General features: G+C 68.5%; 22 protein-coding genes. 11 read left to right on the plus strand and 11 right to left on the minus strand.

Features of this window, described 5'->3' with window-relative positions; genetic code table 11:
- Window positions 1-51 precede the first annotated feature (51 nt).
- From HSX43_RS04580 to HSX43_RS04590, 3 genes are all read right to left on the minus strand, one after another.
- Window positions 52-315, minus strand: coding sequence for a hypothetical protein (locus HSX43_RS04580; RefSeq protein ID WP_179378923.1), 264 nt, complete (start codon window positions 313-315; stop codon window positions 52-54).
- A 52-nt stretch (window positions 316-367) separates the two neighbouring features.
- Window positions 368-682: a hypothetical protein gene (locus HSX43_RS04585; RefSeq protein WP_179378924.1), complete on the minus strand. Its 315-nt coding sequence runs from the start codon at window positions 680-682 to the stop codon at window positions 368-370.
- An 86-nt stretch (window positions 683-768) separates the two neighbouring features.
- A complete protein-coding gene (locus HSX43_RS04590) occupies window positions 769-1,080 on the minus strand; it encodes a DUF1244 domain-containing protein (RefSeq protein WP_179378925.1) in 312 nt (103 codons plus the stop codon).
- A 199-nt stretch (window positions 1,081-1,279) separates the two neighbouring features.
- Between HSX43_RS04590 and pyk the strand changes: the two genes are divergently transcribed.
- From pyk to HSX43_RS04605, 3 genes are read left to right on the plus strand one after another with little or no spacing between them, the layout of a single operon-like run.
- A complete protein-coding gene (gene pyk / locus HSX43_RS04595; RefSeq protein ID WP_179378926.1) occupies window positions 1,280-2,725 on the plus strand; it encodes a pyruvate kinase in 1,446 nt (481 codons plus the stop codon).
- 1 nt (window position 2,726) lies between these two features.
- A complete protein-coding gene (locus HSX43_RS04600) occupies window positions 2,727-3,038 on the plus strand; it encodes a hypothetical protein (protein WP_179378927.1) in 312 nt (103 codons plus the stop codon).
- A complete protein-coding gene (locus HSX43_RS04605; protein WP_179378928.1) occupies window positions 3,035-3,445 on the plus strand; it encodes a VOC family protein in 411 nt (136 codons plus the stop codon). Before HSX43_RS04600 ends, HSX43_RS04605 begins: the two co-directional genes overlap by 4 nt.
- Window positions 3,446-3,451: 6 nt before the next feature.
- Here the strand turns inward: HSX43_RS04605 and HSX43_RS04610 are convergent, their stop codons facing one another.
- Window positions 3,452-4,024 carry a peptide-methionine (R)-S-oxide reductase gene (locus tag HSX43_RS04610; RefSeq protein ID WP_179378929.1) on the minus strand — a complete coding sequence of 191 codons (573 nt, stop codon included), beginning with the start codon at window positions 4,022-4,024 and terminating at the stop codon, window positions 3,452-3,454.
- Between the two features lie 106 nt (window positions 4,025-4,130).
- Window positions 4,131-4,976 carry a delta-class carbonic anhydrase gene (locus HSX43_RS04615; RefSeq protein WP_179378930.1) on the minus strand — a complete coding sequence of 282 codons (846 nt, stop codon included), beginning with the start codon at window positions 4,974-4,976 and terminating at the stop codon, window positions 4,131-4,133.
- Between the two features lie 213 nt (window positions 4,977-5,189).
- Here HSX43_RS04615 and rpmI point away from each other — a divergent pair, with 213 nt between their 5' ends.
- From rpmI to HSX43_RS19900, 8 genes are all read left to right on the plus strand, one after another.
- Window positions 5,190-5,390 (plus strand): 50S ribosomal protein L35, encoded by a 201-nt coding sequence (gene rpmI, locus HSX43_RS04620; RefSeq protein ID WP_179378931.1) that lies wholly within the window; start codon window positions 5,190-5,192, stop codon window positions 5,388-5,390.
- Window positions 5,391-5,402: 12 nt separating this feature from the next.
- On the plus strand, window positions 5,403-5,762 hold the full coding sequence (rplT, locus tag HSX43_RS04625) for a 50S ribosomal protein L20 (protein ID WP_179378932.1): 360 nt from the start codon (window positions 5,403-5,405) through the stop codon (window positions 5,760-5,762).
- A gap of 77 nt (window positions 5,763-5,839) precedes the next feature.
- Entirely contained in the window at window positions 5,840-6,337 is a 498-nt protein-coding gene (locus HSX43_RS04630; protein ID WP_179378933.1) for a GNAT family N-acetyltransferase, read from the plus strand.
- 122 nt (window positions 6,338-6,459) lie between these two features.
- Window positions 6,460-7,134, plus strand: coding sequence for an SGNH/GDSL hydrolase family protein (locus HSX43_RS04635; RefSeq protein WP_179378934.1), 675 nt, complete (start codon window positions 6,460-6,462; stop codon window positions 7,132-7,134).
- A 48-nt stretch (window positions 7,135-7,182) separates the two neighbouring features.
- On the plus strand, window positions 7,183-7,584 hold the full coding sequence (gene cueR / locus HSX43_RS04640; protein ID WP_179379271.1) for a Cu(I)-responsive transcriptional regulator: 402 nt from the start codon (window positions 7,183-7,185) through the stop codon (window positions 7,582-7,584).
- The gene (locus HSX43_RS04645) at window positions 7,581-8,318 is read left to right on the plus strand and encodes a MauE/DoxX family redox-associated membrane protein (protein ID WP_179378935.1); all 738 of its coding nucleotides are present in this window, start codon (window positions 7,581-7,583) and stop codon (window positions 8,316-8,318) included. Before cueR ends, HSX43_RS04645 begins: the two co-directional genes overlap by 4 nt.
- A 57-nt stretch (window positions 8,319-8,375) precedes the next feature.
- Window positions 8,376-9,440 carry a phenylalanine--tRNA ligase subunit alpha gene (pheS, locus tag HSX43_RS04650; protein ID WP_179378936.1) on the plus strand — a complete coding sequence of 355 codons (1,065 nt, stop codon included), beginning with the start codon at window positions 8,376-8,378 and terminating at the stop codon, window positions 9,438-9,440.
- Window positions 9,441-9,495: 55 nt separating this feature from the next.
- Entirely contained in the window at window positions 9,496-10,203 is a 708-nt protein-coding gene (locus HSX43_RS19900) for a methyl-accepting chemotaxis protein (RefSeq protein ID WP_179378937.1), read from the plus strand.
- A 21-nt stretch (window positions 10,204-10,224) separates the two neighbouring features.
- On the opposite strand, the gene HSX43_RS04660 is transcribed toward HSX43_RS19900, so the two are convergent.
- From HSX43_RS04660 to HSX43_RS04685, 6 genes are all read right to left on the minus strand, one after another.
- Window positions 10,225-11,460: a lytic murein transglycosylase gene (locus HSX43_RS04660; protein ID WP_179378938.1), complete on the minus strand. Its 1,236-nt coding sequence runs from the start codon at window positions 11,458-11,460 to the stop codon at window positions 10,225-10,227.
- 105 nt (window positions 11,461-11,565) lie between these two features.
- Complete coding sequence (gene rnr / locus HSX43_RS04665) at window positions 11,566-13,797, minus strand: ribonuclease R (protein ID WP_179378939.1); 2,232 nt, start codon at window positions 13,795-13,797, stop codon at window positions 11,566-11,568.
- A gap of 29 nt (window positions 13,798-13,826) precedes the next feature.
- Window positions 13,827-14,855 carry a DNA recombination protein RmuC gene (locus HSX43_RS04670; protein ID WP_179378940.1) on the minus strand — a complete coding sequence of 343 codons (1,029 nt, stop codon included), beginning with the start codon at window positions 14,853-14,855 and terminating at the stop codon, window positions 13,827-13,829.
- Window positions 14,852-16,645 carry a DNA mismatch repair endonuclease MutL gene (gene mutL / locus HSX43_RS04675; RefSeq protein ID WP_235962500.1) on the minus strand — a complete coding sequence of 598 codons (1,794 nt, stop codon included), beginning with the start codon at window positions 16,643-16,645 and terminating at the stop codon, window positions 14,852-14,854. Before mutL ends, HSX43_RS04670 begins: the two co-directional genes overlap by 4 nt.
- A gap of 60 nt (window positions 16,646-16,705) precedes the next feature.
- Entirely contained in the window at window positions 16,706-18,025 is a 1,320-nt protein-coding gene (locus HSX43_RS04680; RefSeq protein WP_179378942.1) for a M16 family metallopeptidase, read from the minus strand.
- Window positions 18,022-19,497, minus strand: a complete 1,476-nt coding sequence (locus HSX43_RS04685) for a M16 family metallopeptidase (RefSeq protein WP_179379272.1) — start codon at window positions 19,495-19,497, stop codon at window positions 18,022-18,024. Before HSX43_RS04685 ends, HSX43_RS04680 begins: the two co-directional genes overlap by 4 nt.
- Window positions 19,498-19,567 lie beyond the last annotated feature (70 nt).

The raw sequence follows: 19,567 nt of genomic DNA on the forward strand, positions 1-19,567 counted from the left end.
AAGTCTTCGTTGAAGACTTTGGAAAGACTATTCGCCGAATAGTCTTTCGCCTCAGTCCCAGCCGAGGATCACCTGTACGCGGCTGCGCGTGTTGAGGCGATTGAACCCCCCGAAATCGAGCGCGCGGCCCTGCAATTGCATATGAAGCGCAGCGATCTGACGAGTGGAGAGCGTGCTGGCGTCCACATCGCGGAAGCCGAGCAGGTTCAGTCGTTGCTGGACCGAAGCGACGAGCTGCGCGTTCGGTTCGGCGACCGCGGGCACCGCCACAGTCAGGGCGATGGCGAGGGCGAGGAGCAGGGGAAGTCGTATCATCTATCCTTTCCTCGATCTGCGGATCCCGCGGAGCGGCCCCTCGGGGATGACCTCAGTTCTTGTCGATGATGCGTTGCAGCAGCCCGCCCCGCAGGATCGATCGGATCCGTGCTTGCGTATCGCCGTTGGAGCGGCCCTCGTGCAGGGCCACGTCGATCAGCGAGAGTTGCTGGTTCGAGAGCCGCCGCACATCGGTGTCGAAGCCGTAGTGGCGCAGTTCCCGTGCGATCCGGCCGCGCTTGCCGGTCAGCTCGGGCGCGTCGCCCACGATGCCCGGCGGCGGCGGGACGAAGACGCCCTGCGCCGCGGCGGGGGCGGCAAGCGGCAGAGCCAGCACCAGGGTCCAGGTCAGGGCGAGACGGGTCATCGGAAAACTCCTTGGTTGCGACGGAGCATAGAAGCCCCGGGCCGCGATGCAAAATCATCCCTGTGTGACGGGTCGTGAACGGCGTGTCAGCCCTTGCCGACGTTTTCTGCGAAACTCTTCTCGAAGGCGGCTTGCTGATCGGGCGTCGCCTCGGTCTGATGGCGGGCTTTCCATTCGGCGAAGGGCATCCCGTAAAAGGCTTCGCGGGCCTCTTCCTTCGACATCTCGATCCCGCGCTCGGCGGCCGCCTCGCCGTACCAGCGCGACAGGCAGTTGCGGCAAAACCCGGCGAGGTTCATCAGGTCGATGTTCTGTGCGTCGGGACGCTCGTCGAGGAGGTGCTGGCGCAGGCGCCGGAAAGCGGCGGCTTCGATCTCGGTGCGGGTGGCGTCGTCCATGGTCGATCTCCTCGTCTGGTCTCTTTGAGATGTGCGCGTTTTGCCGCTCGATCAACCGTTCGATGCCGATCGCGGCTCCGGGCTTGGTTCGCCCCGGGTCGGCCGCTACGCTGCGGGAAAACCCCCCGGCCTGTTGCGCTTGCCGGCCCGACAGGGCAGACGTGCGAGCGCTAACAGATTGACCTGAAGGAAAGCGCCCATGAGACGCCACCGCAACGTCAAGATCGTCGCCACCCTCGGTCCGGCCTCCAGCGACTACGACACGATCCGCGCTCTGTTCGAAGCCGGGGCCGACGTCTTCCGGCTGAACATGAGCCACGGCGATCATGACGACATCCGGTCCCGCCACAACATCATCCGCGACATCGAGCGCGACACCGGTCGCCCGATCTGCATCCTGGCGGACCTGCAGGGGCCGAAGCTGCGCTGCGGCGTCTTCGATGGCGATTCGGCCGAGATCGAGGAGGGGCAGAAGTTCCGCTTCGATCTCGACGACGCGCCGGGCGACGCGACCCGCGTGCAGCTGCCCCACCGGGAGATCTTCGACGCCCTGGAGCCCGGCGGCACGCTTCTCGTCAACGATGGCAAGTTGCGCCTGAAGGTCGACAAATGTGGCAAGGACTATGCCGATTGCACCGTCGAGACGGGGGGTACCATCTCCAACCGCAAGGGCGTGAACGTGCCCGACGTGGTGCTGCCGCTCGCCGCGCTCTCCGAGAAGGACCGCAAGGATCTGGAGTTCGTCTGCGATCTGGGCGTCGATTGGCTCGCGCTCTCCTTCGTGCAGCGGGCCGCGGACGTGGAGGAGGCGCGCAAACTCGCCAAGGGCCGCGCCGCGATCCTCTCGAAGATCGAGAAGCCTGCCGCCGTCGATGCCTTCGACCGCATCCTCGAAGCCTCCGACGGGATCATGGTCGCCCGCGGCGACCTCGGCGTCGAATGCCCGGTGCAGGCCGTGCCGCCGATCCAGAAGCGTCTGATCCGAAAATGCCGCGCCGCCGCCAAGCCGGTGATCGTCGCCACGCAGATGCTCGAGTCGATGATCGACAGCCCGATGCCGACGCGCGCCGAGGTCTCCGACGTGGCCACCGCGATCTACGAGGGCACCGATGCGATCATGCTCTCGGCCGAATCCGCGGCCGGCAGCTATCCGATCGAGGCCGTCAGCACGATGAACAACGTCGCCATCGCCGTCGAGAGCGACGGCACCTACCGCGACATCATCGAGGCGAGCCGCTCGGCCAACCTGTCGTCCACCGCCGACGCCATCGTCGCCGCCGCGCGCGAGATCGCCGACACCACCGACGTCAAGGCGATCTGCTGCTTTTCGCATTCCGGCTCGACCGCGCTCAAGGTCTCGCGCGAGCGGCCGCGCGTCCCGATCATCGCGCTCACCCCGGTGCAGGAGACGGCACGCCGCATGGTTCTGTCGTGGGGGATCCATTGCGTCGAGACGCAGAAGGTAGAGCGGTTCAAGTTTGCCGTCGTCTCGGCCGTGCGCGCGGCCAAGGCCTCCGGTTTCGTCGACCTCGACGATCAGGTCGTGGTGATGGCGGGGATCCCGTTCAACATGCCCGGCTCGACCAACATCCTGCGCATCGCGCCCTGCGACGAGCGGTTGATCTTCGGCGCAGAGGCGGACTGACTTGGAGGAGGTCGAGGGCGCGCTCGACGGCCTGTCGGGGGCCTGGGCGGGGATCCCGGCGTTGCCCGATCTCGGCCTGCCGGCGCCTGCCGATCCGCTTCTTCTGGTTGCGATCGCGACCATCGTGTCGGCTTTCGGCCTGTTGGGGCTCGTGACCGGCTGGGTCGAGCGGCGGCTGTCGGTCGCCGCGCTCTTCGCGGCGCTGCTCGGGGCCGCGCTATTCTTCTGGGTCTGGGAGACGGATCGCGCCGCCTTCGACTGGCTCATCGTGCCCGAGGCCTTCATCGAGCTGGTCGCCCGGATCCTGCGATGACGCCGCGTCGGCGCATCGCGCTCGTGACCCTCGTGGTGGACGACTACGACCGGGCGATCGAATACTATGTCGGCACGCTCGGCTTCGAACTGGTCGAGGACATAGCGCAACCGGCCGAAGACAAGCGCTGGATCGTCGTGCGCCCGGCCGGGGCGGAGGGGGCGGGGCTGGTGCTCGGCCGGGCCCGCGACGCGGGGCAAGTGGCGGCGATCGGGATGCAGGGCGGCGGGCGCGTATTCCTCTTCCTCGAGACGGATGACTTCGCGCGCGACTATGCCGACCTCCGGGCCAAGGGTGTCACCTTCGAACGGCCGCCCGCGCGGATGGACTACGGCACCGTCGCCGTCTTCCGGGATCTCTACGGCAACCTCTGGGATCTGATCGAGTACGATCCGCCGCGGGCTTAGGGCGGGTCAGGCGGCCTCGGGCGTGAAGGTCAGCGCACTGCCGTTGATGCAATGCAGGAGCTTGCCCTGCGCGATGACGAGATGGCCGAGGTGCGAGGCACAGCGGCGGCAGTGCACCTCGATCAGGAGAAGCGTGTCGAGCGCGCGCAACTCCTCCTCCGTGAGCCCCTCGGGTACGACCGGCCCCATCGCGCCGGCCTCGCCGCCAAAGTCGGCGTAGACCGAGCGGTCGATCGACGTCAGCACGGCCGCCTCCTCGCTGTGGCGATAGAACAGGAAGCCGATGTCGAGAACGATCTTCCAGCGCGCGTCGTAGACCGGCAGGTCGCAGCCCTTGCAGGCATACATGCCGGCCTCCGTGCTGTCCCAGAGCGGATCGCTCTTCGGGACTTCGGTGCCGCCCTCGCGCAGGATCTTGAACTCGTCATCCGTCAGCATCGCGCGCCATTCCTCTTCCGTCCGGGTGACCTCGTAACGGAAGGCGTCGCCGTGACCGTCGGCACGGGCAGCCGGGGCGATCGCCGCCGCGGTGCCTGCAGGGAGCGCGGCGATGAAGGTTCTTCTGGAAACATCGGACATGGGGTCACCCTTTCAATCGCGTGGATCGCTCCAGTCTAGCGGCCCGAACCTTCACGAGCCATGAAACACTCCGTGACGTCGGCCTGCGGGCGAGGTCATCCGACCGTCAGCCGCCGATCGGTGACAAGAGCGCGGGGTTCTCGACGAGGTTGCGCACGCCATGGGCATGGTCTTCGTCGAAGATGTTGTCCGATAGCCAGGCATCGACGGTGGCGATGTCGACTTTCACGACTTCGGGACGGATCGACCAGCTGACCTGGAAGGGTGACCCGACTTCGTTGTAGCTCGGCCCCGTCGTCGACCCCGCATAGGTGATCGGCGTGCCGGTATCGCTTGGCACGTTGGGTGCCTGGAAGACGCCGTCGATCTCCTGAACCTCGGCCAGCTTTCCGAAGTCTGCGGCGGCCGTGTCGTTGACCAGCACCATCACTTGCGTTTCGACCCTCAATTGCGGGTTGGCCGTCGCATCGCTCAGACAGGAGCCGAGGGTCGGACCGGGCTCTACCTTCGCGGTCGTGTGGACGAAATGCACTTCGATGGTGTCTCCGGGCTCCAGTCCACCATGCCCCCTGTCTGCCACCGTCACGCCGTCATCGGCCAGTTCCGCCTCGGTCAGCGTGCCGGAATAGGCGAAACCGGTGCCGTATCCTTTCCCGTCCCCGTTGCCGATGTAGCTGGTGAACTCGCCGCCTTTGTGCTCCGCGCCTTCATGGAAATGAATGTTGCACAGGTTCATCTCGCTGACCGGCGGGGCCGTGGCGAAGCGGCGCGGGTTCGTTCCCTCGATGGACGACAGATCGCGCGGCGCCTGCGGGCCGAAACCCGCGCCCTCGGTCGCCTTGGCAAGCGCTTCGCGTTGCGCGGCGATCACCTCGTCCGTGACGACCTCTGTCTCGGCCAGGGCCGGAAGCGCCAGTGTCAGTGCTGCGAAGGGCAAAAATCTCGATTTCATCATATATCCTGTTGGCTGTCGCAGGTCGGACCCGCACCGACAGTCAAGCCCGCCACCGCTGGTCGGACAACCCGCGTTTTCGTGAGGACGATCTGTCGTGCCACGGACCACTCCCCCTTGCGTGTCGGGATCATCCCGTCTAAGTGGCGCGCTCGACGTCCGCACGTCCGGCGATTGGGATGCCGAGGCCTGCGCTGAACCAAGGAGATGGAAATGCCCAAGATGAAGACGAAGTCGAGCGCCAAGAAGCGCTTCAAGGTGACGGCGGGCGGCAAGGTCCTCGCCGGTCAGGCCGGCAAGCGGCACGGCATGATCAAGCGCCACAAGAAGTTCATCCGCGACGCCCGCGGTCTGACGACCCTGTCCGCCCCTGACGCGAAGATCGTCAAGGGCTTCATGCCCTACGACCGCTAAGGAGGATCAGACATGTCCCGCGTTACGTCCGGCAAGGTCACCCACGCCCGTCACAAGAAGATCCTGACCCAGGCGAAGGGCTACTACGGCCGCCGCTCCACCACCTTCAAGACGGCCACGCAGGCCGTTGACAAAGCGAACCAATACGCCACCCGCGACCGCAAGAACCGTAAGCGCAACTTCCGCGCGCTTTGGATCCAGCGGATCAACGCGGCCGTCCGCGCGCATGACGCCGAGATGACCTACTCGCGCTTCATCAACGCGCTCGGCAAGGCCGGGATCGAGGTTGACCGGAAGGTGCTCGCCGATCTCGCCGTGCACGAGCCCGAGGCCTTCGCGGCCATCGTGGACCAAGCCAAGGCCGCGGCCTGATCGGGTCTGTGACCGAGAATTGAACGTTTTGGGGCTCCTTCGGGGGCCCCTTTTTGCATTTTGTACGAAAGTCCTTGATGCGCATCCGTCCCGAAACTGCCGCTGATATTGACACGATCCGTGCTCTGACGGAGGCGGCCTTCGCGCCGATGACCTTCAGCGACGGGGACGAGCAGGAGGTGATCGACCGGCTGCGCGCCGACGGAGACCTGACCCTGTCGCTCGTCGCGGAGGACGCGGGTGCGGTCGCGGGTCACGTGGCGTTCTCGCCGGTGACGCTCGGCGTGCCGGGGGAATGGTTCGCGCTCGGCCCGATCGCGGTCTGGCCCGAGCGGCAGGGCGCGGGCCTCGGGCGGCACCTGATCGAAGCGGGGCTCGACGCGCTTCGCGCGCGGAATGCTGCCGGCTGCGTGCTGACGGGGAACCCCGCGCTCTATGGGCGCTTCGGCTTTCGCAACGACCTTGGACTGACCCATCGCACGACGCCGGAATGGGCGGTGCAGGGGCTGGCCTTCGGATCGGTCCGGCCGACGGGCGAGATACGCTTTGCCGCCGGGTTCGGGGAAGGCGTGTGAGCTTGGGTGCAAAGTCTTCGCCGAAGACTTTGCCGAAACTTTTCCGTGAAAAGTTTTCGTCTGCGTTCGACGGACCTCCGCAGCGGGCTAGAACCGGACCATCCACGACCGGAGCCTGACATATGCGCATCCTCGCCCTTCTGCCGCTGATCCTTGCCGCCTGCGTCCCCGCCGCTCCGCCGGGGGAGCGTTCGGTTCTTGCCATCGGAGACAGTGTCATGGCCTGGAACGGACGGGCGGGGATTCCGGAGGCGGTGGCTGCCACGCTCGACCGTCCCGTGGTCGACGGCGCGCAGTCGGGAGCGCATCTGACCCATCCGCGCGCCGCGGCGCGGGCGCTCGGCTTCGACATCACGCAGCAGTTCGAGGGCGGTGGTTGGGACTGGGTGATCCTGACCGGGGGCGGCAACGACCTGCGCGGCCAGTGCAAGACCCCGGCGGAGGCCGGGATCCTCGCGGGGTTGATCGATGCGGATCTGACCGGGGATATCCCGACGCTGATCGCGCGGATCCGGGCGACGGGGGCGAAGGTCGGCTTCGTCGGCTACTACGACGGGGCCGATGCGGAGCCGACGGGATTTTCGCCCTGCCAGGGGGCGTTCGACACGATCAACGCCCGGATGACGCGGCTGGCCGCGCGCGACCGGGGCCTTCTGTTCTTCGACGCGGGCGATGTGATCGAGACCGCCGATACGGGGCTCTACGACCGTGACCTGATCCACCCGAGCCGTCGGGGGTCGGCGGTGATCGGCACGGCGCTCGCGCAGGCGATGCTGCGGTTCGAACAGGGGTCTTGACCTTCCAGTGACTGGAAGCCCTATGTGCGGCGTATGGAGCAACCGACGCTGAACATCGGAGAGGTCGCGGCACGCACCGGCGTGCCGGCGAAGACGATCCGCTACTACGAGGACGTGGGTCTGATCGCGCCGGGTCGCGGGGGCAACGGCTACCGCGCCTTCTCCGACCGGGATGTGCATGAGCTGACGTTTCTCGGTCGGGCGCGTGTGCTCGGCTTCGGCCTCGGGGAATGCCGGGCGCTTCTTGCGCTCTGGCGTGACGAGGGCCGGGCGAGCGCGGAGGTGCGCGCCATCGCCGAGGGCCATCTGGCCGAGATCGACGCGCGACTGGCCGACCTGCAGGCGATGCGCGCGACCCTCGCACGGCTGGTGACGGCCTGCGCCGGCAATGACCGCCCGGACTGCCCCATCCTGGAGACGCTCGGGACGACGACGAAGGACGAGACATGACGAAGACGGCGACCTTGCACCGGATGGTGATGGAGAAGCACACCTGCCCGCACGGTCTGAAGGCGAAGGCGCTATTGGAGCGCCATGGCTATACCATCGACGATCGGCCCCTGACCACGCGGGCCGAGGTGGAGGCGCTGAAGGCCGAGTTGGGGGTGAAGACGACGCCGCAGATCGTGATCGACGGCGAGCGGATCGGCGGGCACGACGACCTGCGCCGGCATCTGGGCCTTTCGGTGCGTGACCCAAAGGCGCTGACCTACCGGCCCGTCCTGACGATCTTCGCGGTGTCCTTCCTGATCGCCATGGCGATCAGCTGGCGCGTCGACGGGGTTATGCTGCAGGGGCAGGTCGTCCCGTGGTTCGTGGCGACGGCCATGTGCTTTCTGGGTGTGCAAAAGCTGCAGGACGTGGACCGGTTCGCGACCATGTTCCTGAATTACGACCTCTTGGCGAAACGGTGGATCCCCTACGGCCACGTCTATCCCTACGTCGAGACCGGGGCGGGTGTTCTGATGCTCGCCGGATTGGCCCCCTGGCTGGCGGTCCCGGCGATGCTCTTCATCGGGACGGTGGGCGCGGTGTCGGTCTTCAAGGCGGTCTATATCGACCGGCGGGAGCTGAAATGTGCCTGTGTCGGGGGCGATTCCAACGTGCCGCTTGGCTTCGTGTCTCTGACCGAGAACCTCGCGATGATGGCGCTCGGGCTCTGGGGGCTTGCCGGGCTTCTGTGACGGTTGCGCGCGGGGGCCGTGCGGGCTATCCCGCCTCCGTTCTCAAGGGGGCCTGACATGGACGATCTTCGCGACAAGTACCTGGGCCGGATTGCCGAAGCGGGCGACGAGGCCGCGCTCGAGGCCGTGCGGCTGGCGGCGGTCGGCAAGAAGGGCGAGGTCGCGCTGAAGATGCGCGAGCTGGGGAAGATGACCCCCGACGAGCGCCAGCAGGTCGGCCCGGCGCTCAATGCGCTGAAGGACGAGATCAACTCGGCCATCGCGGCGCGGAAGGCCGGGCTCGAGGACGCGGCGCTCGACGCGCGATTGCGCGAGGAGTGGCTCGACGTGACGCTGCCCACGCGGGCCCGGCGGCAGGGGACGATCCATCCCGTCAGTCAGGTGACCGAGGAGGTCACGGCGATCTTCGCCGATCTTGGCTTCGCGGTGGCCGAGGGGCCGCAGATCGAGACCGACTGGTACAATTTCGACGCGCTCAACATTCCCGGCCACCACCCGGCGCGGGCCGAGATGGACACGTTCTACATGGCGCGGCAGGACGGCGATAACCGGCCGCCGCATGTGCTGCGCACCCATACGAGCCCGGTGCAGATCCGCTCGATGGAGGCGACGGGCGCGCCGACGCGCATTATCTGTCCGGGGCGTGTCTACCGCGCCGACTACGACCAGACGCATACGCCGATGTTCCATCAGGTCGAGGGGCTCGCGATCGACCGGGACATCTCCATGGCGAACCTCAAGTGGGTGCTGGAGGAGTTCTGCCGCGCCTTCTTCGAGATCGACGGGATCGAGCTGCGGTTCCGTGCCTCGCATTTCCCCTTCACCGAACCCTCGGCCGAGGTCGACATCCGCTGCTCCTGGGAGGGCGGGACGCTGAAGCTCGGGGAAGGCGACGATTGGCTCGAGATCCTCGGGAGCGGGATGGTGCATCCGAAGGTCCTGCAGGCCGGCGGGGTCGACCCGGAGGTCTGGCAGGGCTTTGCCTTCGGCATGGGGATCGACCGGATCGCCATGCTGAAATACGGGATTCCGGATCTGCGCGCCTTCTTCGACAGCGATCTGCGCTGGCTTCGCCACTACGGGTTCGCGGCGTTGCAGGCACCGGCGCGCCACGCCGGTTAAGGAATTGGCAAGCCGGGACTGCTAAGCCCTCGGGCGTGTCCGAGAGGAGATGCCAGTGACCCCGGCCCCACCCGATGCCAAGGCCAGGCCCGGCCTGCCGCGCCCGGATGTGCAGAGCCGCTTGCCGATCGCCAGGATCAGCGAGGCGATCGGCCCTTGCCGGTGGTTCGCGCTCGGGGCGGGCATGATGGCCGTCATCGCGGCCACCAGCGAGGATGAAGACGAACACGCCGCTGCTTTTGCAGAGTTTCTGGACTATCGCGCCCGGTACATGGAGGCGCTGGCCGACCGCGCCGGGATCGGCCAGTTCCTCGGCGGTCTGCCGGAGATCCAGGGACACCGAAAAACGGTCCACGGCTTCAACAAGACGCTCGCTGCGATGTCGGAAGACGAGATCCCGTCGCGCGGCGATGCGCTGGAGCTTGCCCGGTCCGCGCGGCACGACGTTCTGCCGGCGTTCGATGCGATCCTCGATGTCCTCTCTGGACTGCAGGAGACCCAGCGGCAGGACGATCTGCGCCAGATGGCCGAGAAGGCGGCGATGGTCGACGGCATCCTGCGCGAAATGGGGCGCATCGGGCGGATGATCGGGCTTATCTCGATCAACGCATCGGTCGAGGCTGCGCGGGCCGGGGGCGACTCGGGCCGTTCGTTTCAGGTCATCGCGGAGGAGGTGCGCAATCTGGCGCGGCAGTCGTCGGAACTGCTCGAACGGGTGAAGTCCCGACTGGCGGAGGATGCCACGCCACGCCCGCCGACGTAGGAGGGCGGGCTTAGACGTCACTCAAAGATCGGCGTCGGCGGTCTGTTCGCGCAGGCGGCGCAGCAGGTCGGGGTCGATATAGCCGTCGGGGACGAGGCCTTGCGCATCCTGCCAGCGCTGGATCGCGTCGAGCGTGTCGGGGCCGATCTTCGCGTCGATCTTGAGCGGGTCGAACCCTGCGTCGCGCAGGCGCAGCTGCAGCTCGATCCGCTCGTCGTAGCTCAGGGCGCGGTCCTGTCGAGGCCAGCCGGAGCGGATCGGCGGCCCGCCGGCCAGACGGTCGGCCAGATGACCCACGCCGATCACGTAGGCGTCGGCGGTGTTATAGGTCTCGATCACGCGGAAATTCGGAAAGGTCAGGAAGGCCGCACCCTCGTGGCCGGCCGGCACGCGGATGGAGGCCGGGGGGCCCTCGGGCAGGGGCGCACCGCCGGGCGTCGCGACGCCGAGCGCGGCCCAGTCGGCGGGCGTCTTCTCGATGCGCTCGCCGGTCAGCCGGTAGTCGAAGCCCTCGGGCAGCGTGACCTCGAGCCCCCAGGGTTGACCGGTCGTCCAGCCGTTGGCCTTCAAGTAGGCGGCCGTCGAGGCCAGCGCGTCGCGGGGGTCGTCGCCCCAGAGATCGCGGCGGCCGTCGCCGGTGAAATCGACCGCGTGGTCGCGAAAGGACGTCGGCATGAACTGCGTGTGCCCCGATGCGCCGGCCCAGCTGCCGCGGAAGGCGGCGCGCGTGGTGTGGCCGTCCTGCAGGAGGCGCAGGGCCTCGATCAACTGCTCCTCGAAGAAGGCCGCGCGCGGCGAGCCGGCGGCAAGCGTCGCAAGCGCGGAAAGCGTGGAGATGTTGCCGCGAAAGGCCCCGTAGCTGCTCTCGAGGCCCCAGATCGCGGCGACGACATGTCGGTCGACCCCGTGTTCGGCCTCGATCTCCGCCAGCGCATCCGCGTAGCGGTCGACTGCCGCGCGTCCGTTCGCAATGCGCAGGTCGCTGACGGCGGTGTCGAGGTAGTCCCAGATCGTCTTGGTGAACTCGCTCTGGTTGGCGTCGCGGCGCAGCACGTCGGGCAGCATCTCTGCGTTCGCCAGCGCGGTGTCGAAGGTATCGGCCTCGATGCCTGCGGCCAGAGCGCGGGGGCGGAAGGACTCGAGCCACATCGGCAGATCGACGGGGGCCGCCACGGCGGGGCGCTGCACCGGCAGCGGGCTCGTTTCCTGCGCGGTGGCGGGCAGGGCGAGGGCGAGGAGGGAGGCGAGAGTGCGCATGGGCGGAAGGTAGAACGCCGCCGCGGCGGGAGCCAGCGTGTTTCGGAGAGGGCCGAGATCCTCGGGTCAAGCCCGAGGATGACGGTTCTCGGTGCGGCGTGTGCCTTATCGTCGGCGGGGGGCCTTGCGGAGCTTGCGCTTCTTGCCGCCCTTTCGGCCGCCGCGGTTCGGCGTCGCGCGGGTGATCCGGCGCGGCTCGCCCTCGATCCCGAGCAGCTCGAGCACGAGACCGCCGGTCACCGGCACCGCCTCGGCCAGTCGCACCGTCACGCGCTGTCCGAGGCCGATCCGCGTGCCGGTCTCGGTGCCCGTCAGAAGCTGCGCGTCGCGGTCGTAGCGGAAGTATTCGCCCCCGAGCGACCGCACCGGAATGAGCCCGTCCGCCCCGGTCTCGTCGAGCTGCACGAAGGCGCCAAAGCTCTGCACACCCGAAATGCGACCCTCGAACTCTGCCCCGATCTTCTCCGACAGGAAGGCGGCGAGGTAGCGGTCGTTGGTGTCGCGCTCGGCCACCATGGAGCGGCGCTCGGCTTCCGAGATCTGCTTGGCGGTCGCGTCGAGCGTCTCGATGTCGGCCTCCGAAAGCCCGTCGTCGCCCCAGCCGTGGGCGGTGATGAGCGCGCGATGGACGATGAGGTCGGCGTAGCGCCGGATCGGCGAGGTGAAATGCGCATAGGCGCGCAGCGACAGGCCGAAGTGACCGAGGTTCTCCGGTGCGTAGTAGGCCTGCGTCATGGCGCGCAGGGTCGACATGGAGATTAGCTCCGACAGTTCGGTGTCGGCGGCGGCACGCAAGAGCTGGTTGAGGGCCGAGGTGCGCAGGACCTGGCCCTTGGGCATCGAGAAGCCGCTGGCTTTCGCCGTCTCGCGCAGGGCCTCGATCTTGTCCTCGCCCGGCTCCTCGTGGATGCGGAAGAGGAGCGGCGTGCGCCTGCGCAGAAGCTCCTCGGCGGCGGCGACGTTGGCGAGGACCATGAACTCCTCGATCAGCCGGTGCGCGTCGAGCCTATCGCGGAAGGCGACGGAGGTGACGGTGCCGTCGTCGTCGAGGACGATCTTGCGCTCGGGCAGGTCGAGGTCGAGCGGCTCGCGGCGGGCCCGGGCCGCCCTGAGCGCCCCGTAGGCGGCATAGAGCGGCTTCAGTACGGTTTCGAGATGAGGCTCCGTCCGGGCGTTCGGGTTGCCGTCGATGGCGGCCTGGACTTCCTCGTAGTGGAGGGCGGCGGGTGACGTCATCAGGCCGCGATGGAAGCTGTGATCGCGCTTCGCGCCATCCGCGTCGATGACCATGCGCACGGCGATGCAGGCGCGCTCTACCCCTTCGTGCAGGGAGCAGAGATCGCCCGAGAGCGCATCGGGCAGCATCGGCACCACGCGGTCGGGGAAGTAGGTCGAGTTGCCGCGCTCCCGCGCTTCCCGGTCGAGGGCGGAGCCGGGCGTGACGTAGGCTGCGACATCGGCGATGGCGACCCAGAGGACGTGGCCGCCAGGGTTCGCGGGGTCGTCGTCGGGCGCGGCGTAGCAGGCATCGTCGTGGTCGCGGGCGTCCGACGGGTCGATGGTGATGAGCGGCAGGTGGCGCAGGTCTTCCCGGCCGTCGAGCGTGGGCGGGGCGGCGTTCTCGGCCTCCTCGATGCAGGCGTCGGGAAAGTCGTCGCGGATGCCGTGCTGGTGGATTGCGATGAGCGAGACGGACTTGGCCGCTCCGGGATCCCCCAGCCGGGTGACGATGCGGGCCTTCGGCAGGCCCATGCGCGCCTTCGGGCCCGTCTGCTCCGCCTCGACGAGCTCGCCGTCGCGCGCGCCCTCGGTGGCCCCGGCGGGCACCATCCATTCCTTCGTCACGCCCTTTTCGATCGGCACGACGCGGCCGCCCTCGGTGCCGGTGCGGAAGATGCCCAGCACCCGGCGCGGCCCGGTCGAGAGGCGACGGATCAGGCGGCCCTCGTGACTGTGATCCTCGCCCTTCACCTCGGTCAGGCGCATCAGCACGCGGTCGCCTACGGCCAGTGCCGGGTCGTCCTTGCCAGGGACATGCAGGATGCGCGGCTCGGGGGCGTCGCCCTGCCAGTCGTGGGGGGCGAGGAAGAGGTCGCCGTCGGCATCCGGGCCCGTCACCTTGAGCACGGCCACGGGCGGCAGGCGGTTCGGGTCGTCGTAGCTGCGCTTGCGCTTCGTCAGGTGGCCCTCGGCCTCCAACTCCTTCAGGAGACGCTTGAGGTCGATGCGCGCCGCGCCCTTGATGCCGAAGGCCTTGGCGATATCGCGCTTGGAGGTCAGGGCGGGGTTGTCGGCGATCCATTGCAGGATCTGCGGCTTGGTCGGAAGCTGGCTCATGGCGGGGCAGCTAGCACGGGGCCGGCCCCTTATCCACGGCGGATGACCGGGGCGAGGCGGGGCTTCGGCGCCTCCTCCTCGAAGTCGAAGGTGTCGAGCCGCTCGGCGCGCTTGCCGGCGCGTTCGGCGGCGGTCGCGATGCCTTCGACGTCGCGGCGGGCCTGGTCGAAATGGGTTTCGAGCTTCGCGGCGCGTTCGACCACCAGTTCCACGTCGCGCCCCAAGGCGGCGAGCGCGCGGCGGATGTCGCCCGCCTGTTCGCGCATCCGGTGGTCCTTCAGAATGGCGCGGAGCGTGTTGAGCGTCGCCATGCAGGTCGTGGGCGAAACGATCCAGACGCGGGCGGCGAAGCCCTCGCGCACGATCTCCCCGTGGTGGGCGTGCAGGTCGGCGTAGATGGCCTCGGAGGGCAGGAAGAGGCAGGCCCCCTCGGCGGTCTCGCCCGGCAGGATGTATTTCTCGGCGATGGCGCGGATGTGGGTGCGCACGCTCGCGCGGAAGGCGGTGACGCGGGCCTTGTCGTCCGGCTCCTCGCGCAGCGCCTCCCAGGCTTCGAGCGGGAACTTTGCGTCGATGACGAGCGGTCCCGGCGGGTCGGGCATGTGGACGAGGCAATCGGCGCGCCGCCCGTTCGACAGCTGTGCCTGCCAGGTGAAGGCGTCGGGGGGCAGGGCCTTCGCCAGGAGGTCGTGCAGTTGGATCTCGCCGAAGGCCCCGCGGGTCTGCTTGTTTTGCAGGATGTCCTGCAGCCCCAGCACGTCGCCCGAGAGCGCCTCGATCTTCTGTTGCGCGGCGTCGATGACCTGCAGGCGGTGCTGAAGCGCGCCGAGGGTCTCGGCGGTGCGCGTGGCGCTGTCCGACAGGCTCGCGCCCATCTGCGCCTCGGTCCGGCGTTGCGCCTCCGTCAGGGCCGAGAGGCCGCCCGCGAGATGCGCCTGCGTGTGCGTCAGGTCGCGCAGGCGCGTGAGCATCACCAGGATCAGGCCAAGCAGCAGCACGATGCCCGCGCCGCCGATGAGGCCGCCCAGGGTCAGCGGATCGGACAGGTCGAGCGTCATGTGCGCCCGAAGAGCCGCTCGATGTCGGCGAGTTTCAACTCGACGTAGGTGGGGCGGCCATGGTTGCACTGCCCGGAGTGGGGCGTCGCCTCCATCTCTCGCAGGAGCGCGTTCATCTCGGGCGCGGACATGCGCCGGCCCGTGCGGACGGACCCGTGGCAGGCCATGCGCGACAGGATCGCGTCGATCTTCGATTGCAACGACAGCGGATCGGCGTGGTCGTCCTCCTCCAGCTCCTCGATGAGGTCCTGCACGAGGGCCTTGGCCGAACACTGACCGAGGATCGCCGGCGTCTCGCGCACGGCGATGGTGCCCGGCCCGAAGGGCTCGAGCGTGAGGCCGAGCGGCGCGAGGTCGAGTGACAGCAGGCGATCGGCCATGGCCCCGACCTCGACCACCTCGGGGATCAGGAGCGCCTGCGCCCGGATGCCGTGGTCGCGCATCTGCGCCTTCAGGCGCTCGTAGACCAGCCGTTCGTGCGCGGCGTGGGCGTCCACGATCACCATGCCCGTCGCCGTCTGCGCGAGGATCCAGTTCTCGTGCATCTGCGCGCGGGCGGCCCCGAGGGGAAGGGCCTCGGCAGGGCTCTCTTCGGTCCTGACGATCTCCTCGACGCGGGCGGAGGGTTCGGCGAAGCCGGGCATCTCGGGCGCGGGGGCCTGCGCGGTATAGGCCGCGCCGCGTGCCCCGAGGGAGGGCCGGTCCATCTGGTGGCGCGGGGCAGCGGGCCGCTCGGGCGTCATGGCCCCGAGCGTCGCGTCGGAGACGGTGGTGGCGGCGCGGTGCCCCGCCTCGGCCAGGGCATGGCGCAATCCGCTCACGATCAGGCCGCGCACGATGCCCGCGTCGCGGAAGCGCACCTCGGTCTTGGCGGGATGGACGTTGCAGTCGACCAGCACCGGGTCGCAGGTCAGGAAGAGCGCGGCGACGGGGTACCGATCCTTCGAGAGCACGTCCATGTAGGCCCCGCGCAGCGCCCCGGTCAGCATCCGGTCGCGGACGGCGCGGCCGTTTACGAAGAGGTATTGATGCACCGCGTTGCCGCGCGAATAGGTCGGCAGGCCTGCGTGGCCGGTCAGGCGGAAGCCGTCGCGCTCCGCGTCGATGGAGAGAGCGTTCGCACCGAAGTCGCGGCCGAGAACGGTGGCGAGGCGGTCGCCCGACGAGGCGGCGGCATCGACGCGAAAGAGGGCGCGGTCGCCGCCCTCGCTCAGGTCGTGGAGCGCGAAGGCCACGCCCGGTTCCGCTATGGCGAGGCGCTTGATCGTATCGGTGACGGCCATGGTCTCGGAGCGTTCCGACTTCAGGAACTTCAGCCGCGCAGGCGTCGCATGGAAGAGATCGCGCAGTTCCACCACCGTGCCGGCGCGCAGGGCGGCGGGCTTCACCGGGTCCATGCGCCCGCCCGAGACGTGGATCGTCGCCGCGCCGTCGCTGCCCGCGGCGCGCGAGGTGATCGTGAGCCGACCGACCGCGCCGAGCGAGGGTAACGCCTCACCGCGGAAGCCGAAGGAATGGATGTTGAGAAGGTCGCTGCCGTCGATCTTGGAGGTCGCGTGGCGGCTCAGGGCGAGCGGTAGGTCCGCATCGGCGATGCCGTGGCCGTCGTCGGTGACGCGGATCAGCGTGCGTCCGCCATCGGCGATGTCGATGCGGATGCGGCTCGCGCCGGCATCGAGGGCGTTCTCCACCAGCTCCTTCACGGCAGAGGCGGGGCGTTCCACCACCTCGCCCGCAGCGATGCGGTTCACCGCGCCTTCGTCCAGCTGACGGATGCGGGGGAGGATCATCTTGTGTTCATACGCGCCCATTCCCCAAGGGGTAGCATGGACGCGCGGGATTCGGAAAGGTCAGAAGCTGCCCGACCGGAGGCCGTCCGGCTGCCCGACGACGACGAAATGGAGGTCTTCCGGCCGCAGGAGTTCGGCGGCGACGCGCTTTACGTCGTCGAGCGTCACGGCCTCGATCCGGTCGTTGCGGTTCGGGATGTAGTCGATCGGCAGGTCGAGGCTCTGCATCCCCGTCAGAATGCCGGCAATCCGCGAATTCCCGTCGAACCGGAGCGGGTAGGCCCCGGTCAGATAGGTCTTCGCGGCGTCCAGTTCCTCCGGCGTCACACCCTCCTCGGCGATGTGCGCCCATTCGGCGCGGACGATCTCGATCGCCTCGGCCGCCTTGTCGTTCGAGGAGGAGAATTGGCCCAGCATCTCTTCCGACTTGTCGCGGGGCGACAGGAAGGTGCCGATGCCGTAGGTCAGGCCCCGCTTCTCGCGCACTTCCGTCATGAGGCGGCTGTCGAAGCCGCGGCCGCCGATGATGTGGTTCAGGATGAAGGCCGCGAAATAATCGGGGTCGTCGAAGGCGATGCCGGAGTGGCCGAAGAGCACGACCGACTGCGGCGACGGAAAGTCGACGACCGTGATGCCGCCGTCGAGCGCCGTCTCGACCTCGGGGATATCGACCGGATCGCTTTCGGGCAGGTCGCCCAGAAGACGGTCGAGCAGGGGGGCAAGCTCTTCGGCGGTGATGTCGCCGGTCACGCCGACGCGCGCGCGGTCGCGGGTGAGCGCGCGGGTGTGCGCGGTGCGCAGGTCGTCGATGTTGAGCGCGGCGACGGTCTCGGGCGTGCCCTCGATCCTGCTGCCGTAGGGATGCTCGGGGAAGCTCAGCGCGGCGAATGTCTCCCCGGCGATCTCCTGCGGGTCGCGGGCGTCGGCGGCGAGGCCGGCGAGCACCTGCTCGCGGACGCGCTCCACCGCCTCGGGGTCGAAGCTGGGATCGACGAGGGCCGCACGCATGAGGTCGACGCTTTCCTCCCGGTTCTCGGTCAGGAAGCTCAGGCCGATCGTCACGCTGTCGTTGTTCGCGTCGAAATCGGTTCGGGCGGCCAGGGCCTCGCGCCGTTCGGAAAAGGCCCGGGCGTCCATGTCGCCGGCTCCTTCCTCGAGGAGGCCCATCATCAGGTAGGTCGCGCCCCGCGCCTCGAGCGGTTCCTCGTTGGCCCCGCCCTCGAACTGCACCTCGATCGAGGTGAAGGGGATCGAATGTTCCTCCACGAGCCAGGCGGTGATTCCGCCGGGCGTGGTGATTTCCTGGATCTCGACCTCCGCCACGGCGGGCAGGGGCAGCAGGATCGCCGCGGCGAGCGCGGTGGTCAGACGGGCGATCATTGGTCGGTCTCCTCCGGCTGGGTGATCTGCGGGGCGGGCACCTCGGTCGCAGGTGCCTCCGGGTCCGCGGGCGCGGCTGGGGTCTCCGGCGCCTCCGGTAACGTTGCGGTACCGGGGGCCTGCGACACGGGCTCGATCCGCGCCGCGGTCGGGGGTGCCGCCGGTTCCGGTTTCCTGAGGTATCCCGTCACCGACCGCTCGGGCCGGAAGACGCGGCGCGCGGCGGCGAGGATGTCCTCCTCCGTCACGGCGGCCAGGATCTCGGGCCAGTCGAGCACGTCCTGCACCGTCAGGCCGCTGGTGATCGCCGTGCCGAATTCGCGCGCGCGGCCTTGCAGGCTGTCGCGTTCGTAGATCGAGGCGGCGCGGATCTGGGTGCGCATCCGCTCGAGCTGCGCGGGGTCGATCCCCTCTTCCAGGATGGTGTCGATCATGCGATCGAGATCGGCTTCGGCCTGTTCCAGCGTGCGGTCCGGCGTCGGCAGGACGGCGAGGCTGAAGGTCGTGTCGTCGTAGGACGTGCCGCTGTAGGAGGCCTGTGTGTAGAGCGCGACGCCCTCCTCCTGCTCGAGGATCCGGCCCATGACCGAGGTGGCCGGCGAGCCGCCCATGATCTCGGCCAGAAGGGTGAGCGCCGCGGCCTCCTCCTGATTGCCCGTGTCGCGTTCGGGCGCGAGGTAGCTGCGGACGACATAGGGGTTCGAGACGCGCGCATCTTCGTAGGTCAACCGCCGGGGCGAGACCTGCGGCGGCTCCGAAGGACGCACGCGGGGCCCGAGCCCCGGGGTCGGCTCGATCGGGCCGTAGTGCGTCTCGGCAAGCGCGCGGACCTCCTCGGGCTCGACGTCGCCGGCGACGATCAGCGTGGCGTTGTTCGGTGCATAGAAGCGACGGTAGAAGGCAAGCGCATCCTCGAGCGTCAGCTCCGAGACCTCGTGCCTCCAGCCGATGATCGGGATGCGGTAGGGATGGTTGAGGTACTGCGCGGCGCTCCGCATCTCACCGAAGATCGCGCCGGGGTTCGACTCCGTCCGCTGCGCGCGCTCTTCCAGGACGACGTCGCGTTCGGTCAGCATGTCCTCGTCGTCGAGCACGAGGTTGCGCATCCGGTCCGCCTCCATCCGCATCATCAGCTCCAGCCGGTCGGCGGCGACGCGCTGGAAGTAGCCGGTGTAGTCGTAGGAGGTGAAGGCGTTGTCCGAGCCGCCTTGCGCCGAGACCGTGCGGCTGAACTCCCCCGGCTCCAGCGTGTCGGTGCCCTTGAACATCAGGTGCTCGAGAAAATGCGCGATGCCCGACTTGCCTGGCGGCTCGTCGGCGGCCCCGACGTCGTACCAGACCATATGCACGACGACGGGGGCGCGGTGATCCTCGATCACGATGGCCTCCATGCCGTTGTCGAGGGTGAAGGTCGTCACGGTGTCGTCGGTGACCTGCGCGAGCGTCGGCTGGGCCAGCATAAGCGGCAGCATCAGGCCGGCGACGAGAGTGCGAATGGGCAAGGGCGTCTCCTCCGGAAGTCCTCGTTTGGGGATGGACCTA

The organism is Jannaschia marina (genome assembly GCF_013404595.1).
GTDB lineage: Bacteria > Pseudomonadota > Alphaproteobacteria > Rhodobacterales > Rhodobacteraceae > Jannaschia > Jannaschia marina.

What these genes read in the sequence shown, in the direction of transcription:
- HSX43_RS04580 (WP_179378923.1), bottom strand. Translation starts at nt 315, where the DNA reads ATGATACGACTTCCCCTGCTCCTCGCCCTCGCCATCGCCCTGACTGTG.
- HSX43_RS04630 (WP_179378933.1), top strand. Translation starts at nt 5,840, where the DNA reads ATGCGCATCCGTCCCGAAACTGCCGCTGATATTGACACGATCCGTGCT.
- mutL (WP_235962500.1), bottom strand. Translation starts at nt 16,645, where the DNA reads ATGATCCTCCCCCGCATCCGTCAGCTGGACGAAGGCGCGGTGAACCGC.
- rpmI (WP_179378931.1), top strand. Translation starts at nt 5,190, where the DNA reads ATGCCCAAGATGAAGACGAAGTCGAGCGCCAAGAAGCGCTTCAAGGTG.
- HSX43_RS04585 (WP_179378924.1), bottom strand. Translation starts at nt 682, where the DNA reads ATGACCCGTCTCGCCCTGACCTGGACCCTGGTGCTGGCTCTGCCGCTT.
- HSX43_RS04685 (WP_179379272.1), bottom strand. Translation starts at nt 19,497, where the DNA reads ATGCTGCCGCTTATGCTGGCCCAGCCGACGCTCGCGCAGGTCACCGAC.
- HSX43_RS04680 (WP_179378942.1), bottom strand. Translation starts at nt 18,025, where the DNA reads ATGATCGCCCGTCTGACCACCGCGCTCGCCGCGGCGATCCTGCTGCCC.
- HSX43_RS04635 (WP_179378934.1), top strand. Translation starts at nt 6,460, where the DNA reads ATGCGCATCCTCGCCCTTCTGCCGCTGATCCTTGCCGCCTGCGTCCCC.
- HSX43_RS04670 (WP_179378940.1), bottom strand. Translation starts at nt 14,855, where the DNA reads ATGACGCTCGACCTGTCCGATCCGCTGACCCTGGGCGGCCTCATCGGC.
- pheS (WP_179378936.1), top strand. Translation starts at nt 8,376, where the DNA reads ATGGACGATCTTCGCGACAAGTACCTGGGCCGGATTGCCGAAGCGGGC.
- HSX43_RS04605 (WP_179378928.1), top strand. Translation starts at nt 3,035, where the DNA reads ATGACGCCGCGTCGGCGCATCGCGCTCGTGACCCTCGTGGTGGACGAC.
- HSX43_RS04615 (WP_179378930.1), bottom strand. Translation starts at nt 4,976, where the DNA reads ATGAAATCGAGATTTTTGCCCTTCGCAGCACTGACACTGGCGCTTCCG.
- HSX43_RS04590 (WP_179378925.1), bottom strand. Translation starts at nt 1,080, where the DNA reads ATGGACGACGCCACCCGCACCGAGATCGAAGCCGCCGCTTTCCGGCGC.
- rnr (WP_179378939.1), bottom strand. Translation starts at nt 13,797, where the DNA reads ATGAGCCAGCTTCCGACCAAGCCGCAGATCCTGCAATGGATCGCCGAC.
- pyk (WP_179378926.1), top strand. Translation starts at nt 1,280, where the DNA reads ATGAGACGCCACCGCAACGTCAAGATCGTCGCCACCCTCGGTCCGGCC.
- rplT (WP_179378932.1), top strand. Translation starts at nt 5,403, where the DNA reads ATGTCCCGCGTTACGTCCGGCAAGGTCACCCACGCCCGTCACAAGAAG.
- HSX43_RS04645 (WP_179378935.1), top strand. Translation starts at nt 7,581, where the DNA reads ATGACGAAGACGGCGACCTTGCACCGGATGGTGATGGAGAAGCACACC.
- HSX43_RS04660 (WP_179378938.1), bottom strand. Translation starts at nt 11,460, where the DNA reads ATGCGCACTCTCGCCTCCCTCCTCGCCCTCGCCCTGCCCGCCACCGCG.
- HSX43_RS04610 (WP_179378929.1), bottom strand. Translation starts at nt 4,024, where the DNA reads ATGTCCGATGTTTCCAGAAGAACCTTCATCGCCGCGCTCCCTGCAGGC.